We start from the raw sequence: 14,082 nt of genomic DNA, 5'->3' as shown, positions 1-14,082 counted from the left end.
CCAGATTCAGTCCCTTTTGTCAAGCACTTTTTTCTGGTACCTTTTCGCCGTCTTCCCTGACAGCGTTTATTATCTTACTAAAACAGCTCGTTTTTGTCAACTGCTTTTGCTCGATTTTTTTGTCGGCCTTAGGGGCCTCTTGCCTTGCGGCTCATTGCCCGACGACAGTTACTAATACTAGCAATTATTTTGGCCTTTTGCAAGTCTTTTTTACAATTTATTGAAAAGACTTAGTTCTTTTTTTATGATAAAGTTGTTATATCAAGGTTTAGAGGGGAGTTTTTAAAATAAAAAATTTTGATTTAGCAATTATTGGGGCAGGTCCAGTTGGATTATTCTGTGCTAATTTTGCCCATCTTCATGGTCTGAAAACTGTAGTTTTTGACTCACTTGCAGAAGTAGGAGGCCAACCAAAACTACTTTATCCATTTAAGAAAATTTTGGATATACCAGCTTTCAGTTCTATTTCTGCTCATGAATTAATCGAAAAGTTGCGAAATAAAAGCAGCCAAAACGCAACTTTTATCTTAAATCATCCTGTTGTAGATCTTAAAAAAGCAGACAAGAAATTTATTATTGATAATAGTTTTTCTGTAAAAAGCGTAATTATTGCAACAGGAACCGGATCGTTTACTCCTAAAAAGTTTCCGCTAAAAATGGATAATGAGATTGAAAAAAAAGTTCATTACTATGTTAGAGATCCTCAAAAATTTAAAAATCTAAAAATAGGAGTTTTTGGTGGAGGAGATTCTGCACTTGATTGGGCAGCTGAACTAGCAGATCAGCCAGGAACAAAAATCAATTTAATTCATAGAAGAAATGAATTTCGTGGTTTGGAATCCAGTGTTCAAAAACTCAAAAGTTTAAAAAATGTTGAAGTACAGACTCCCTATCTTCCTAAATCAATTCAAATCAGAGATAATCTACTTAATATCGGTTTAAAAGAAATGGGAACCAGCAACATTATTTACGAACAATTTGATCAAATAATTGTTGGGTATGGCTTCCGTGCTAATAACCAATTTGTAAAAAAGTGGGGTGTCAATTTAAACAATAACCAAATTGAAGTATCACGCTCTATGGAAACAAATATACCTGGCATCTATGCAATTGGCGATGTATCAACTTATCCTGGGCGCGTACCTCTTATTGGGCTTGGATTCGGAGAAGCACAAATTGCAATCACTACAATCATGCGCTCACTTTTTCCAGAAAAAACCTTAACAATTCATTCAACCAGTATTTAGGAGATGTTTATGACAATAATCAATTTTATTCTGCATATCGACCATCATCTGATTGAAATAGTTAATCAGTTTGGCAATTGGACATACTTGATTATCTTTGCCATTATTTTTATTGAAACTGGATTAGTTATTTTCCCTTTTTTACCTGGTGATTCACTAATTTTTGCTGCGAGTTCTTTAGCAGTTAACCCAGAATATAATTTGAACATTTGGTGGATTTATTTTTCAGTATTGCTTGCGGCTATCTTAGGCGATGCTTGCAATTATGAAATAGGTGCCTGGTCTGTAAAGCAAGGTACAAAACATACTTGGTTTAACAGGCTAATTAACCAAAAAAATCGTCTGGCCGCTGAAAACTTTTTTAACAGACACGGACCAATTACCATTGTTATAGGCAGATTTATTCCCTTTATTAGGACGTTTGTTCCTTTTGTCTCCGGTGGCAGCAATATGCACTATGGCAAATTTGCTCTTTATAACGTAATTGGTGGAATAATCTGGAGTGGTCTATTTACGATATTGGGTGCATTCTTTGGCAACATACCATTTGTAAAAGAGCATTTCTCAATGTTACTAATCGCAATTATCCTAATTTCTGTTTTGCCAATTTTAATAGTTGCATTAAAAAAACGAATTAAAAACAAAAAGGAGTTCCATTAAGAACTCCTTTTTATTTTTGCAATAATTTATCTGCGAAATACAATTCGTAAACAATACCTGCAATTGCGAAACAAGACGCAAAAAAGCCTTCAGTAAGGACATTAATAATTGGATCTGTCACTGGATCAAATAGCCAGGTATTACTGCCTGCAAAAAACAAATGATGAAAAGTGATAAAAAAATTATCAAAATTAGTCAGAGCAAACGGCAAAATTGCAACTGGTAACAATAAGAACACTAAGGCCCATACTTTATTTAAACGCAAAAATTTTTTATTTCGCTTTTTACACCAAAAAAGTATTATTAAACAACATAAAAAAGCAATAATAGCCAAAACAAACAATTTTTTGACATCTGCAAAGTGACCTGCGGCCATAGATGAAGTATGCAAATTACTCATTCGTAATTTACGTTTAAAGGGCCAAATTAAATACCACATTAATTGATTATAATTGCTCATTACTTGACCAACTGATAAATTCACCGTTTTATTTGTTTTTTGCACCAAAACAAAGACAAATAATAAGGGCCAACTAGCAACTAGAGCCGTTACAACGCTAGTAGAAACAGCAAAAATAAAATTATAAATAATAGTTAGAATATTATTTCTTTTGTTCATAATTTAACCTGATCTAAGCTGTCAACCAAAATTGTAGGTTGTTTTTTACCTTCAATATCCGCAACTTGTGTAATACCAGTAGTTACCAGCAATTGGTCAACATGACTGTTAAACCCTGCCTTGATATCAGTATCGTAATTGTCACCCACTAAAAGCGCATCTTTTTTTTCAAAATGCAACTTGGCTAACAACATATCAATAATCACAGAAGAAGGCTTTCCAATAAAAAACGGCTCTTGTCCACTGGAAGCTGCAATCATTGCACACTGAGAACCGTTGCCAGGCATTAAACCTTTTTCACTAGGCAAATTTAAATCTGCATTAGTACCAATGAAGGTAGCTCCTTTTCTTATTGCACTCACGGCTACTTGAATTTTGTGATAAGTCAAATCTGTATCCATTCCAACCACAACGTATTCAGGATTAGTATCGTTAAGTTCAAAAGCTGGATTTTGCATGAATTCACGCCATAAGCCAATTTGACCAATTATATAAACACCAATTTTGTCTGTTCGTTCTTTTTCATTTTTCAGAATATAACTTACTGTTGCCATACACGGCGTATAAATATGCGCAACATCGGTTTGAACGCCATGAACTTTAAGCTTATCTACAACCATTTGGGGAGTGCGAGTAGTGTTATTAGTTAGAAAAATATAATCCTTATGCGCTTTTTCAAGGCGCTTAACAAAACGAACCCCAGAAGCAATAGTTTCTTTACCGCGATAAATTGTGCCATCAAGATCAATTAAAAATAAACGGTAATCTTTCACTTATTTGCTGCCCTTTCTTTTTTTTATTACAAAAGAATGTTGGTTTGTTCGTTCTTTTTTTACAGTAACTGTTTCAGGCTTTTTTATTCTGGTCGGACGTATATGATAGCTTTTAAAAGGTTTATTCAGTTTTCTCCGATTCGAGCTCTGCGTCCTATTCTTGAACGAATTTTTTCGCCTTTTTCTTTTATTATAATGATAATGATGAACCGGACTTAAAAGTTGTAAAACAAAATATGGTCCACCCGGATTGCAGTATTCCAGTAAATAGTCGGCAATAGTCTGCTTTTTTCGATCTATTGCTGTTTGTGCATTATCCTGGTAAAAGCCTTTTAAACGCAAATGTTCACTTGACACATCGCCAACAATAAAATCATATTGATCTAAATACGGATCATATTTTTGGCGTAAAAGTTCAAGATCAAGAGCCTCATTCTTATTAACCATAACTTGATAAAGCTGTTTGTTTATTTTTAGTTGATCATCATCCAAGCTAACAACAGCCAGAGGATGCCGCAATGGCTGAACTTGCTCAAATTTATTATCTTTTTCTTTTTTACTGCTGGTTTGTTCTACCATTACTTTCACTTCCCGTTAACGGATACTTTTTTGCTAAATAATCCCCAACCACTTCACGCAAAAATTTGGGGAACAAAAAGTCATTATCACCAACAATTGCTAGGGTGGGGAAAAATGGTACTAAGACATAATGATCCAAAACAGCAATTTGATATTCCTGGTAGGGATCAACTTCCTTGCCATTTACAAAAACAACTCTGCTTATAGGATCAAATTTGATTCCTTTGTAGTACATTTGACCAAAAATTTTTCCTCGAAAACTCATGCCTTGCAAAGGAAACTGATCCAAAAAATGTCGATTTTTTTCGATTTCCATAACTAGGCGCCACAAATCACTGCCTTTCAAAGTAGAACGCACAACATGCATTGAATGTGGCAAAGCTTTTTGCAAATCATATTTAGTCAAAATGCCCTTTTTAAAAGGTGTTAAAAAAAGACCTGAACTGAGCATAGCTAAATCTGTTCCTGCAAAATTTGCAATGGCATTCATGGAAACCTGAAGAGCAGCTTCACGATCATTATCATATTTCTCAGGCAAATCAGCCACAAGTTCGCGACTTAAGATTTCTTTTCCCTTTTGCCTGTAACCTAAAATAGTTTCCTCATCATCTAAATTGGACTTCATCAAACCGGTGGGCACAACATGTGGAGTGATTTTTTGCACGTGATGATTATCATCGATTTCCATATAAGTGTCCCCCACATAATTACCCCATTTACCTGTTTGAGTAATCCAGACATTTTCCACCTTTTTACCACGTGGCAACAGGTCATGACTGTGTCCACCCACAATCAAGTCAATTTGAGGATAATTTCTAGCTAAAAAAGTATCCATATTTAAGCCAATATGAGTTATTAAAATTAACACATCATACTGGCCCTTCATTTTGGGCAAAACATCGTCCATTGTTTCTTTCAACATTTTAACGTGCCAGTGATTAGGTTCATAAGAAAGAGGATAAGCTGCAGTCAGACCGATTAGACCAATTCGAGTACCCTTTCTGGTAAGCAAAATTTTATTTTGAACAGCCCAATGAGGCATTGAACCGTCTTCTTCTCGCAAATTCGCTAAAATAACGGGAAAATTAGCATGGTCAAATAATTTTTCCACTACGCAATGTGAATTGGAAATTCCTTCATTGTTGCCAATAGTAATTGCATCATAATGAAAAGAGTTCATTAACTTAATATTAGCTTGTCCATATGTCGCATCAGTCAAAGGATGAGAACGATCCATGAAGTCACCAGCATCAAAAGTAAGAATCTGATCGACAGATTTATCTTTTTGAGCTTCTCTTAAATAACGGCCAATTTTGGGGAAATGTTCGAAATGTGAATGTAAATCATTAGTGTGTAAAATGCGAATTTTTTCCATTATCCTGCTCTCTATCCAATTTGATTAGATTTCAAAACCATATTATATGCATCTAGGACTTTCCCCTTTGGCTTTTTCCATTCCACCCAATCAGGATTTTTCCAGTCTTCTTCATTAGTCAAAGTTTCAAGTTTGTAGTTTTCATTAATGTATTTTTCATAAGTAATAAGGGCTTTAGTACGCGGAATATTCAATTGCAAAATACGCACGCTTTTAATTTTTCCACGATCTGCGGCAAGTTCAGCTATTCCATTTTGATCAATATTGGAAATTTCAAAATACTTACTGCCATCGTTGCGCACGATTTCTTCAATTAAATCCAACTCTTCATATTGTTCATTCATCAATATCCCCCGCATAAGTTAAATCTGTGACATGTAGCAAAAAATGTGCAACCATGCTATTGTAGTTAACAATAGAGGTGTACACATGAAATATCAAAGCCAATTAATCAGGGCTCTCATTTTTAGCATCATTTTTATTACAACCTGTGGCTTTACTGTGGTCGGCCATCGGGGCGACCCGAGCAAATATCCTGAAGAAACTATTCAAAGTGACAACTCTGCTTTTAATTCTGGTGCCGATTACGTTGAACTTGATCTCCATCTTTCTGCAGATGGAGAATTAGTCGTTTCACACGATGATGACTTATTTAGAGTGACCCATACACATGCAATTGTATCACAAAATAATTGGCAGGCACTTAGCGAGTTAACCTATGACAACGGTGAACATGTCATGAGTTTACCACAATTATTTGAATACTATCAAAAAAGACCAAATACAAAATTTATTCTTGAAACCAAAATAGATCATTCGTTAGACCCCTCTTATGAATTAGAAGATCAAATTGCAGCGACTATCAAAAAATATCACATGGAAAAACGGGTCATGATCCATTCTTTTTCAGTTGCTAGTCTATTTCACTTCCGTAAGATAATGCCCGATGCATACTTAATTTTAATTGTGGGCAGCCTGAAAAGAATGAATTTTAGTAATTTGCCGCAAGTAAATGCCGTTAATGTTTCCTCTGATTTAATTTTAAATCATGCATGGCTTATACATTGGCTGCACCAGCTAAATAAACAGGTTTTTGTATGGACTGAAATGGATGAGTCCCCTGACTTATGGCAATGGTTAATTAATAAAAACGTTGATGGTGTCGTAACCAACTTTCCTAGTACTGGTTTTAAATACAAACTGGCAAAAGAAGGTACTAAGAAATATGACATTCACCGTAGTGGCAGTTATTTTGGCAAAAAAAAGACTAAAACGATGATGAATCCTTATGTGCAAGACAAACAGACAAAATACGTCTATCCAGGACAAAAGTTTGAAGTGATGTACGGGGTTAGAGCCCATAATCAACTTTATTATCAAATTGCCAACCATACATTTATATCGGCTGAATTTGTTAATATGGATTTGAAGCCTGAAGATATTGCTCCCTATCAAAGTAAGCAAATTTTAACTAAATCGCAGAGGGGAGCTCACCTTTACCGTTTTCCGGATAATCAATCCCAGACAAGCAAAGTTTTACCCGCCAATACTTTGTTTAAAATAGAGAATTTCAATGGTAGTCCCAAAAGTTTATGGCTATATACATCCTTGGGGTGGGTCAAAGCACGTGACATTCTATTTTATGGTTTTTTTGACGAAGCTAGTTGGCAAAATTATCGTCATTTACCACGGATGAGTCGTTATTCTAATATTGCGTTAACTCCTTACCTGCCATTGAAATCTGCCGAGCCACTCAATACTTGGGAACAAATAAGGCAAATTCAAAAATTAAAAACTAAAAAAGTGTTGCATGACTAACTTGCAACACTTTTTATATGATAAACAATCTTTATTCATTTGTTGTACTTTGCTTTTTTAATATTTCATAAGGAAGTTCAATCTGTGTTTCTGGCACTTCTTCATTATTCATTAGCTTGGTGAGCATTCTCATTGCTACTGCACCAATATCATAAAGTGGTTGACGAATGGCCGTCAAAGCGGGACGGACAACTGAAGCAATTTGCGTAGCACTTGCTGTAATTATTTCTAATTCTTCAGGCACCTTTTTACCAGCATCAATTGCAGAATTCAAAATTCCGACAGCAGTAACATCATTAGTTACAATTACGCCATCGACACCATCTTGATCTAATTGTGACAATAAATTATATCCATCAGAATGATCTTTAATATTAGAATAAATATGGCCTTCACCTAAATTATGATCTGACATAAATTTCTTATAAGCTGGAATTCTGTTTTGTACATTAACTACTGTATCAGGATTGCCTAATACCAAAGCCAAATTCTTTCTGCCATCATTGTAAAGAAGGTTTAAAGCTTCTGTATCTGCCTTTTTATAATCAATGGCAACTGACGGAAATTCACTGTGACTATCTTTAGTCCCTGCCAGAACCACTGGAGTATCAGTACGCTTAAAAGCCTCAACCGCTTCTTCAGGCAGTGTGTCTGACATGTAAATTACCCCATCAACTTGTTTATTAAGCAATCCTTGAATCGCTTGATCTTCTCTCATCAAACGGTTTTCAATGCTAGTAATGATAATATTGTATTTGTACAAAAGAGCAATATCATCAATACCTTTTGACAATTCTGCAAAATAAAGGTTAGTTAAATCCGGTACAATTAATCCAACCGTAGTAGTTCTCTTGGACGCAAGTCCCTGTGCTACTGCATTGGGTTGATAGTGCAACCGGTTGATTACTTTCATTACTCGATCGCGCGTATCTTTACGCACATTTGTATTGCCATTAACTACTCGTGAAACTGTGGCCATTGAGACTTTAGCCTCACGAGCTACATCATAAATTGTAATATCTTGTTTACGCATTCTTGGTTCCCCCATCTTAATTTTACTAGTATAAAATTTATCATTTTTTTTAGGAAAGTGCAAACGTTTACAACTATTCTTTCATTTTTTCAAGTCGAGAACATGATATACTTTCTTTAACTATGAATTCAAAATGGAAGGAAGAAGCTATGAATTTAACAAAATTACAAGAATGGCTGCAAAGTTCTGACAACGATGTTGCCTATATTTCTAACCCAACTACAATTTCCTACTTTACCGGATATGATATGGAGCCTCACGAACGAATTTTTGCCCTTTTAGCATTCAAGGACCAAGATCCATTTGTATTCGTGCCAGCTTTAAACGTTGAAGAAGCAAAAAACTCTGCCTGGAATGGTGATGTTTACGGCTATCTTGATTCAGAAAATCCGTGGGAAATTATTGCTGACAAGGTAAGAAGCAGAACAAAAGAATATCAAAAATGGGCTTTAGAGAAAAACAACCTTTCTGTTTCTCACTACCAGCTCATTCACGAACAATTTCCAAATGCAAATTTTGATGGTGATCTTTCAAATTTCGTTAATAAAATTCGCCTTTATAAAACTCCTGAGGAAATTAAACAATTGCAGGCCGCAGGACGTGAAGCAGATTTTGCATTTCAAATTGGCTTCGATGCTATTAAAGAAGGCGTAACTGAGAGATACATAGCAGGACAAATTGAGTATCAGCTCAAAGTGCAAAAAGGAGTAATGCATGAAAGTTTTGAAACTATTGTGCAGGCTGGTGCCAATGCTGCAAATCCTCATCTAGGTCCTACTATGAATAAAGTTAAGCCTAATGAATTAGTTCTTTTTGATCTGGGTACTATGCACAATGGTTATGCTTCAGATTCCAGTCGCACCGTTGCTTATGGCGAGCCAACGGCTAAGGAAAGAGAAATTTATGAAATTGATCGTGAAGCTCAACAAGCTGCTATAGATGCGGTCAGACCAGGTATGACTGCTTCTGAACTCGACAGTGTTGCCCGGGATATCATTACTAAAGCCGGCTATGGAGAATATTTTATCCACCGTTTAGGTCATGGAATCGGAAAAGAAGTTCACGAATACCCGTCAATTGTACAAGGTAATGATCTCATAATTGAAGAGGGAATGTGTTTTTCAATTGAACCCGGAATTTACATTCCAAATGTTGCGGGTGTCAGAATTGAGGATTGTGGAGTCGTTACTAAAGATGGTTATGAGCCATTTACTCACACCAGTAAGGAGCTCAAAGTTTTGCCTCTTTAAACAAGAATTCAAATTGTTTGACTACATAAAAATGGCACTAGCAGTAATATCTTTTCTGCTAGTGCCATTTTTCAATTAATTTTATGGTCTGGAATATGGGTCGGCAGGTGCATCAGAGGGATCAGATGGACCTTCAGGCTTTGGAGGTTCTGGATGATTAAAATCATCATTTGTTTCTGCATGATGCAGATCATTCGCTACATCTTGAGCATGATCTTTTTGCTGTGCGTCATCATCTTTTGAATTATCAATAACGATATCATCAAAATCCTTTAGTTCTGAATCATCTTCTACATTCTTAGGGAATGAAGCCAGTTGATTCTTTACTATTTCAGTACCGTTATCATATTTTTTCTTTAAATCTTGAACAGTTTCATTGTTCTTAACTTTTTTCTTCAATTCATCGATTTGGTCATCACTTACTAATAGAGAACCAGCAAGAAAACCTGCCGCAGTCCCAACAATAGTACCTAAAACAAAACTTACAAACTTTTTCATAAAAGTAACTCCTTTTACTAATCTTCACCTTTACGTCGCTTATGCCGTGCAAACACCGATGCTAAAGCAGATGACATCAATCCGTTACGTTTCCAATGAAAATTATTGAAACGTTTTGCCATTTTTCTGGTAGAGGTATTAACATCTGAAACGCTTTCGCCTAGATCAGCTGCTGCCTGAACAACAGGATCAATAGTTTTCATTTTAACATTAACATCTGCTAACAAGACATTGGTTTTATCCAGCAAATCTCCAGTTTGATGTAGTAAATCATCGACATCTTCAGAAACTTGTTGAATCGACTCATTAGCACTTCGGATCGTTTTTTCTGCTTCTCTAGTAGCTTTTGCGGCTCGAATAAGCACTGGAATTGTGAAAAGTACTAAAATTAATAATGCAATGGCAGCAATCAACCCTGCTAATGCACCATAAGAAAATTTCATCTTTTACCTCCAATTCTATACCTAAAAAAAGTCTAGCATGAAAATGCTTTAATCTCAATCTATATGTCATATTTTGTTATAGTTAATATGCATATACGAAAGGTAATTACCATGAATAAAATATTTCAAATCAACAAAAACGTCCTCAAATTCAACTGGGACAGACTGGGTGAACAAGTTTTGGCAATTGTCTGGCAATTAGCAATTTCATCCATAGTTTTTTATTTAATTGATCATTTTGGCAAAAAAATTATCAGTCATTATTTGAAGCGCAGTAAAAGAAAACAAAATAAGAGAACACAAACTGTTACAGCATTAATTAACAGTATCTTTGAATATACAGTAATCTTCTTTTACTTATTTGCGGTTTTATCCATTTTAGGCATTCCAATTGGAACTCTGCTTGCAAGTGCCGGTATTTTTTCACTAGCTTTAGGTATGGGAGCGCAAGGATTTGTCAGTGATTTGGTTAATGGCTTTTTCATCTTAAGCGAAGATCAGTTTGATGTGGGTGACATTGTTTCCATTAACAATCAAACAGGAGTTGTAATTCAGTTGGGTCTACGAACTACCAGACTTAAAGGATCCGATGGTTCTATTATCTACATTCCCAATCGCAACATTTCAATAGTTCAAAATCTGGCTCACGGTGGCATTGGTTTGGATATAACAATGCAGCTTAAAGCCAATAATGACTTTTCAAAAGTTCACGATATTATTAACCAAGTTAATAATAAATTGAGTACTAATTTTGATTTTCTAGTGCAAGAACCTAAAATAGTTGGTATCACAGAACAAACAGCACAAACTGTCAATTATGTTGTTCATTTTCAAGTCAAACCTGGCCATGAAAAAGAAGTTCAAGATGAGTACCTGACACAATATTTAAAAATTTTACCCGAAAATAAAATTTTATTGGCAGAATAAAAATAGAAACTGATAAAAATCAAATATGGTAAATTCAACAAACTTATTATTATTTTTGTTGAGATATTACTAGAGATTTTCATCAGTTTTTTTATTTATTCAAACTGAGCCAGCCAGTTAGGTAACTCTTTAAGCAATTGAGATATTGCTTTTCCCCTATGAGAGAGACCATTTTTTTCAGCTATTGTCATCTCTGCAAAAGTTTTCTGCTTTTCAGGCACATAAAAAAGGGGATCATAGCCAAATCCATCATCGCCCTGAGGTGCGGGTAAAATTAAGCCTTCACACTGACCTGAAACAACTAAATCCTGGTCAAAATGACCTGGCTTAGAAACTACGATTGTAGTATTAAACCTGGCAGTCCGTTTTTTTAAAGGCACTCCGCCAAGTTCTGCAAGCAATTTGGCATTATTCTTTTGGTCATTATGCTCGGGACCTGCAAAACGTGCAGAATGAACTCCAGGAGCACCATCAAGTGCATCAACGATTAATCCAGAATCATCAGCTATTGTCAACATATGGCTGTAATCTGCTAACTCGTGGGCCTTCAACTTAGCGTTTTGCTCAAAAGTTATTCCATATTCATCAACTACAGGTGGTCTATCTAAATCAGCATTTGTTTTGAGGCTAACATTAATTGCAGAAGTTTTAAATGCTGATTTTAGCTCTTTGACTTTTCCTTTATTTGTAGTAGCAAATAATATTTCCATTTCTTCTCCTTTATTAAAGATGGTGTCCGTTAAAATTTTCATCCTGCAATACTGTTTTACCAAGTTCATCAAACATTTTGACATCACCTGTAGTATAGTATTCATGCTTTCCTTTAGCTGAACTAGAAGTAAACATCTGATTATTTTTCATAACATTATATGTATAGTTCGCAACTTGATCTGCCGGATCTATTATTTGTATATCAGGTTTCAGGCATTGGGCAAATTCATTGCGGATAATTGGATAATGAGTACATCCTAAGACTAGAGTATCAATATTTAAATCATTTATTGGCAATAAAATCTTTTTAAGAGCAGAAACATAAGCTTGATGTCCCGCATTGGCTTCAATTAGAGGTACAATTTGTGGGGTAGCTAGTTCGTTCACCGTTATTTGGGGATCACGTGCCTGAATTTCCGCTCGATATGCATGTAAGCCGACAGTCATCTTGGTAGCCACTACTGCAACATTTTTATTTTTTGTTGCATTTACTGCTGCAACGGCTCCTGACTGAACCACACCTATAATTTGCGGTTCAATTTCTTTTTGAATAGCTCTCATAGCCACTGCCGTGGCTGTGTTACAAGCAAAAATGATCAACTTGACGTTTTTGCTCAGCAAAAAGTTAACACTCTGCTTAGTAAGCGCAATAATTTCCGCTTTAGACTTATCACCATAAGGAATATGAGCATTATCACCAATAAAAACGGTTGCTTCATGTGGCATCTTAGCAACGATCTTTTTGACTACTGTCAATCCACCAACTCCAGAATCTAGCAAACCAATTGGTCGATTATCCATTATAAAAGTCTCCCCTAAATAATTTATACTTCAATCAATTTTACGGTAAAATATAAGAAAATAAAAGGGATGAATTTCTGTATGCAAAACAATAACCAGCAACACGAACATGTTTATTTTGTGAATCAACTTTATCGTGATTTCCTACTGCCGACGATTTTAGGCGAAGACAATGAAGCGATTCTTTATTGGGGTGGCAAGCGAATTGCTCGTAAATACGATCTGTTATCATTTGAAGATGTGGTTAGTTTCTTTGCAACCACTGAATTTGGCAACTTAGAAAAAACAAGAAGCCATCACAGCGAAGAAATATTTAAGCTCAAGGGACAAAATGTAACTGATCGAATTAATAGTGGCAGTCGAGAATTTTCTCTTGAAGCTGGCATTATTGCAGAAGCAGTTGAAAAGGAAACAGGTCGCACAACGGAGTGCGAAATCAAAGTTGATGAACGGAAAAAAGAAGTTAAATTAATTGCTAAGTTTGATTAAACTTCCAGAAACAAATAATTTAGTTTTTTACCATTTTTGCAATATGATTAAAGTAAGAATGGAGGAAATAAAATGCTAAAAGAATTTAAAGAATTTATTCAACGTGGTAATGTCATTGATCTGGCTGTAGGTGTAATTATTGGTGGGGCTTTTACCAACATTGTTAATTCTCTGGTAAACAATTTAATTAACCCGCTTATAGGTTTGTTCATCGGTAAAATTGATTTGTCTAATCTTGTATTTAAAGCTGGTGGTGCCACATTTAAATACGGTGAATTTATCAATACTGTAATTAACTTTCTAATCATCGCTTTCATAGTCTTCTTACTAGTTAAAGCTGTCAATAAAGTAATGAAACATAATGAGAAGCAGCAACCTGCTGGTCCATCTGCTGAAGACTATCTCAAGGAAATACGTGATTTATTAAAAGAAAAGAGCAATTAAAAAAATTCCTGCAAATGCAGGAATTTTTTATTTTGTATATTGATCCAAAATCTGACTAAGTTTTGCTTTTGGAGTATAACCGGTAATACGATCAACAATTTCACCATTCTTTTTAATTAATAAAGTTGGAATTGCCATTACTCCTAAGGAACTAGGTACTTCTTTATTTTGATCAACATCCATCTTAGTAAATTTAACGTCTTGCCTCTCTTCCGCCAGTTCATCAACTACTGGTGATTGCATTTTACAAGGTCCACACCAGGTTGCCCAAAAGTCTGTTAAAACGACGCCATCTTTTGTTTCTTCTTCAAAGTTTTGATCTGTAAGCTCATCAACCATGAAAAAACCTCCTTTAAGGAAAAAATAGTTATCTATTGATATTTTCATTATAGCAAGCAGACTTACTTTTTACAAG

The 14,082-nt window shown here is 35.2% G+C and carries 18 protein-coding genes; 7 read left to right on the top strand and 11 right to left on the bottom strand.

The genetic code is table 11. The features are described 5' to 3' along the window. Positions 1 to 287: 287 nt before the first annotated feature. Together LACWKB10_RS07595 and LACWKB10_RS07590 are read left to right on the top strand one after the other, a co-directional pair. On the top strand, positions 288 to 1,247 hold the full coding sequence (locus LACWKB10_RS07595; RefSeq protein ID WP_200878508.1) for an NAD(P)/FAD-dependent oxidoreductase: 960 nt from the start codon (positions 288 to 290) through the stop codon (positions 1,245 to 1,247). A gap of 9 nt (positions 1,248 to 1,256) precedes the next feature. Next, complete coding sequence (locus LACWKB10_RS07590; RefSeq protein WP_034980749.1) at positions 1,257 to 1,907, top strand: VTT domain-containing protein; 651 nt, start codon at positions 1,257 to 1,259, stop codon at positions 1,905 to 1,907. Positions 1,908 to 1,917: 10 nt separating this feature from the next. Here the strand turns inward: LACWKB10_RS07590 and LACWKB10_RS07585 are convergent, their stop codons facing one another. The 5 genes from LACWKB10_RS07585 to LACWKB10_RS07565 are packed head-to-tail and all read right to left on the bottom strand — an operon-like array spanning position 1,918 to position 5,597. Continuing rightward, positions 1,918 to 2,526 (bottom strand): TIGR01906 family membrane protein, encoded by a 609-nt coding sequence (locus LACWKB10_RS07585; protein ID WP_034980746.1) that lies wholly within the window; start codon positions 2,524 to 2,526, stop codon positions 1,918 to 1,920. Beyond that, on the bottom strand, positions 2,523 to 3,299 hold the full coding sequence (locus tag LACWKB10_RS07580; RefSeq protein WP_034980743.1) for a TIGR01457 family HAD-type hydrolase: 777 nt from the start codon (positions 3,297 to 3,299) through the stop codon (positions 2,523 to 2,525). The genes LACWKB10_RS07585 and LACWKB10_RS07580 overlap by 4 nt, the downstream gene beginning before the upstream one ends. Further along, positions 3,300 to 3,878, bottom strand: coding sequence for a YutD family protein (locus LACWKB10_RS07575; protein WP_034980741.1), 579 nt, complete (start codon positions 3,876 to 3,878; stop codon positions 3,300 to 3,302). It abuts the gene before it with no gap. Beyond that, the gene (locus LACWKB10_RS07570) at positions 3,856 to 5,253 is read right to left on the bottom strand and encodes a bifunctional UDP-sugar hydrolase/5'-nucleotidase (RefSeq protein WP_034980738.1); all 1,398 of its coding nucleotides are present in this window, start codon (positions 5,251 to 5,253) and stop codon (positions 3,856 to 3,858) included. The genes LACWKB10_RS07575 and LACWKB10_RS07570 overlap by 23 nt, the downstream gene beginning before the upstream one ends. Positions 5,254 to 5,264: 11 nt before the next feature. After that, entirely contained in the window at positions 5,265 to 5,597 is a 333-nt protein-coding gene (locus LACWKB10_RS07565) for a hypothetical protein (RefSeq protein ID WP_034980737.1), read from the bottom strand. Positions 5,598 to 5,682: 85 nt separating this feature from the next. On the opposite strand from LACWKB10_RS07565, the gene LACWKB10_RS07560 reads away from it, so the two are divergent. Then, a complete protein-coding gene (locus LACWKB10_RS07560) occupies positions 5,683 to 7,071 on the top strand; it encodes a glycerophosphodiester phosphodiesterase (protein WP_034980734.1) in 1,389 nt (462 codons plus the stop codon). 31 nt (positions 7,072 to 7,102) lie between these two features. Here the strand turns inward: LACWKB10_RS07560 and LACWKB10_RS07555 are convergent, their stop codons facing one another. Then, positions 7,103 to 8,104, bottom strand: coding sequence for a substrate-binding domain-containing protein (locus tag LACWKB10_RS07555; RefSeq protein WP_034980732.1), 1,002 nt, complete (start codon positions 8,102 to 8,104; stop codon positions 7,103 to 7,105). A 149-nt stretch (positions 8,105 to 8,253) separates the two neighbouring features. Here LACWKB10_RS07555 and LACWKB10_RS07550 point away from each other — a divergent pair, with 149 nt between their 5' ends. Further along, positions 8,254 to 9,354, top strand: coding sequence for an aminopeptidase P family protein (locus tag LACWKB10_RS07550; protein ID WP_034980729.1), 1,101 nt, complete (start codon positions 8,254 to 8,256; stop codon positions 9,352 to 9,354). Between the two features lie 81 nt (positions 9,355 to 9,435). Here the strand turns inward: LACWKB10_RS07550 and LACWKB10_RS07545 are convergent, their stop codons facing one another. Together LACWKB10_RS07545 and LACWKB10_RS07540 are read right to left on the bottom strand one after the other, a co-directional pair. After that, on the bottom strand, positions 9,436 to 9,852 hold the full coding sequence (locus LACWKB10_RS07545; protein WP_052060335.1) for a DUF1269 domain-containing protein: 417 nt from the start codon (positions 9,850 to 9,852) through the stop codon (positions 9,436 to 9,438). Positions 9,853 to 9,869: 17 nt separating this feature from the next. After that, a complete protein-coding gene (locus LACWKB10_RS07540) occupies positions 9,870 to 10,295 on the bottom strand; it encodes a DUF948 domain-containing protein (RefSeq protein ID WP_034980727.1) in 426 nt (141 codons plus the stop codon). Between the two features lie 111 nt (positions 10,296 to 10,406). Between LACWKB10_RS07540 and LACWKB10_RS07535 the strand changes: the two genes are divergently transcribed. Continuing rightward, complete coding sequence (locus LACWKB10_RS07535; protein ID WP_034980724.1) at positions 10,407 to 11,222, top strand: mechanosensitive ion channel family protein; 816 nt, start codon at positions 10,407 to 10,409, stop codon at positions 11,220 to 11,222. Between the two features lie 95 nt (positions 11,223 to 11,317). Here the strand turns inward: LACWKB10_RS07535 and LACWKB10_RS07530 are convergent, their stop codons facing one another. After that, on the bottom strand, positions 11,318 to 11,932 hold the full coding sequence (locus LACWKB10_RS07530) for an XTP/dITP diphosphatase (protein ID WP_034980721.1): 615 nt from the start codon (positions 11,930 to 11,932) through the stop codon (positions 11,318 to 11,320). Positions 11,933 to 11,945: 13 nt separating this feature from the next. After that, the gene (murI, locus tag LACWKB10_RS07525; RefSeq protein WP_034980719.1) at positions 11,946 to 12,734 is read right to left on the bottom strand and encodes a glutamate racemase; all 789 of its coding nucleotides are present in this window, start codon (positions 12,732 to 12,734) and stop codon (positions 11,946 to 11,948) included. An 81-nt stretch (positions 12,735 to 12,815) separates the two neighbouring features. On the opposite strand from murI, the gene LACWKB10_RS07520 reads away from it, so the two are divergent. Both LACWKB10_RS07520 and mscL read left to right on the top strand, forming a co-directional pair. After that, positions 12,816 to 13,223: a YslB family protein gene (locus LACWKB10_RS07520; RefSeq protein ID WP_152560576.1), complete on the top strand. Its 408-nt coding sequence runs from the start codon at positions 12,816 to 12,818 to the stop codon at positions 13,221 to 13,223. A 72-nt stretch (positions 13,224 to 13,295) separates the two neighbouring features. Next, entirely contained in the window at positions 13,296 to 13,667 is a 372-nt protein-coding gene (gene mscL, locus LACWKB10_RS07515; RefSeq protein WP_034980715.1) for a large-conductance mechanosensitive channel protein MscL, read from the top strand. A 27-nt stretch (positions 13,668 to 13,694) separates the two neighbouring features. Here mscL and trxA read toward each other — a convergent pair whose 3' ends face one another. Next, positions 13,695 to 14,006 (bottom strand): thioredoxin, encoded by a 312-nt coding sequence (gene trxA, locus LACWKB10_RS07510; protein ID WP_034980713.1) that lies wholly within the window; start codon positions 14,004 to 14,006, stop codon positions 13,695 to 13,697. Positions 14,007 to 14,082 lie beyond the last annotated feature (76 nt).

The sequence above is a fragment of the Lactobacillus sp. wkB10 genome (assembly GCF_000760615.1).
In the GTDB taxonomy this organism is placed as follows: Bacteria; Bacillota; Bacilli; order Lactobacillales; family Lactobacillaceae; genus Lactobacillus; species Lactobacillus huangpiensis.
Note: the sequence above shows the minus strand (reverse complement) of the source record. Positions and strands in the feature narration are given on the sequence as shown.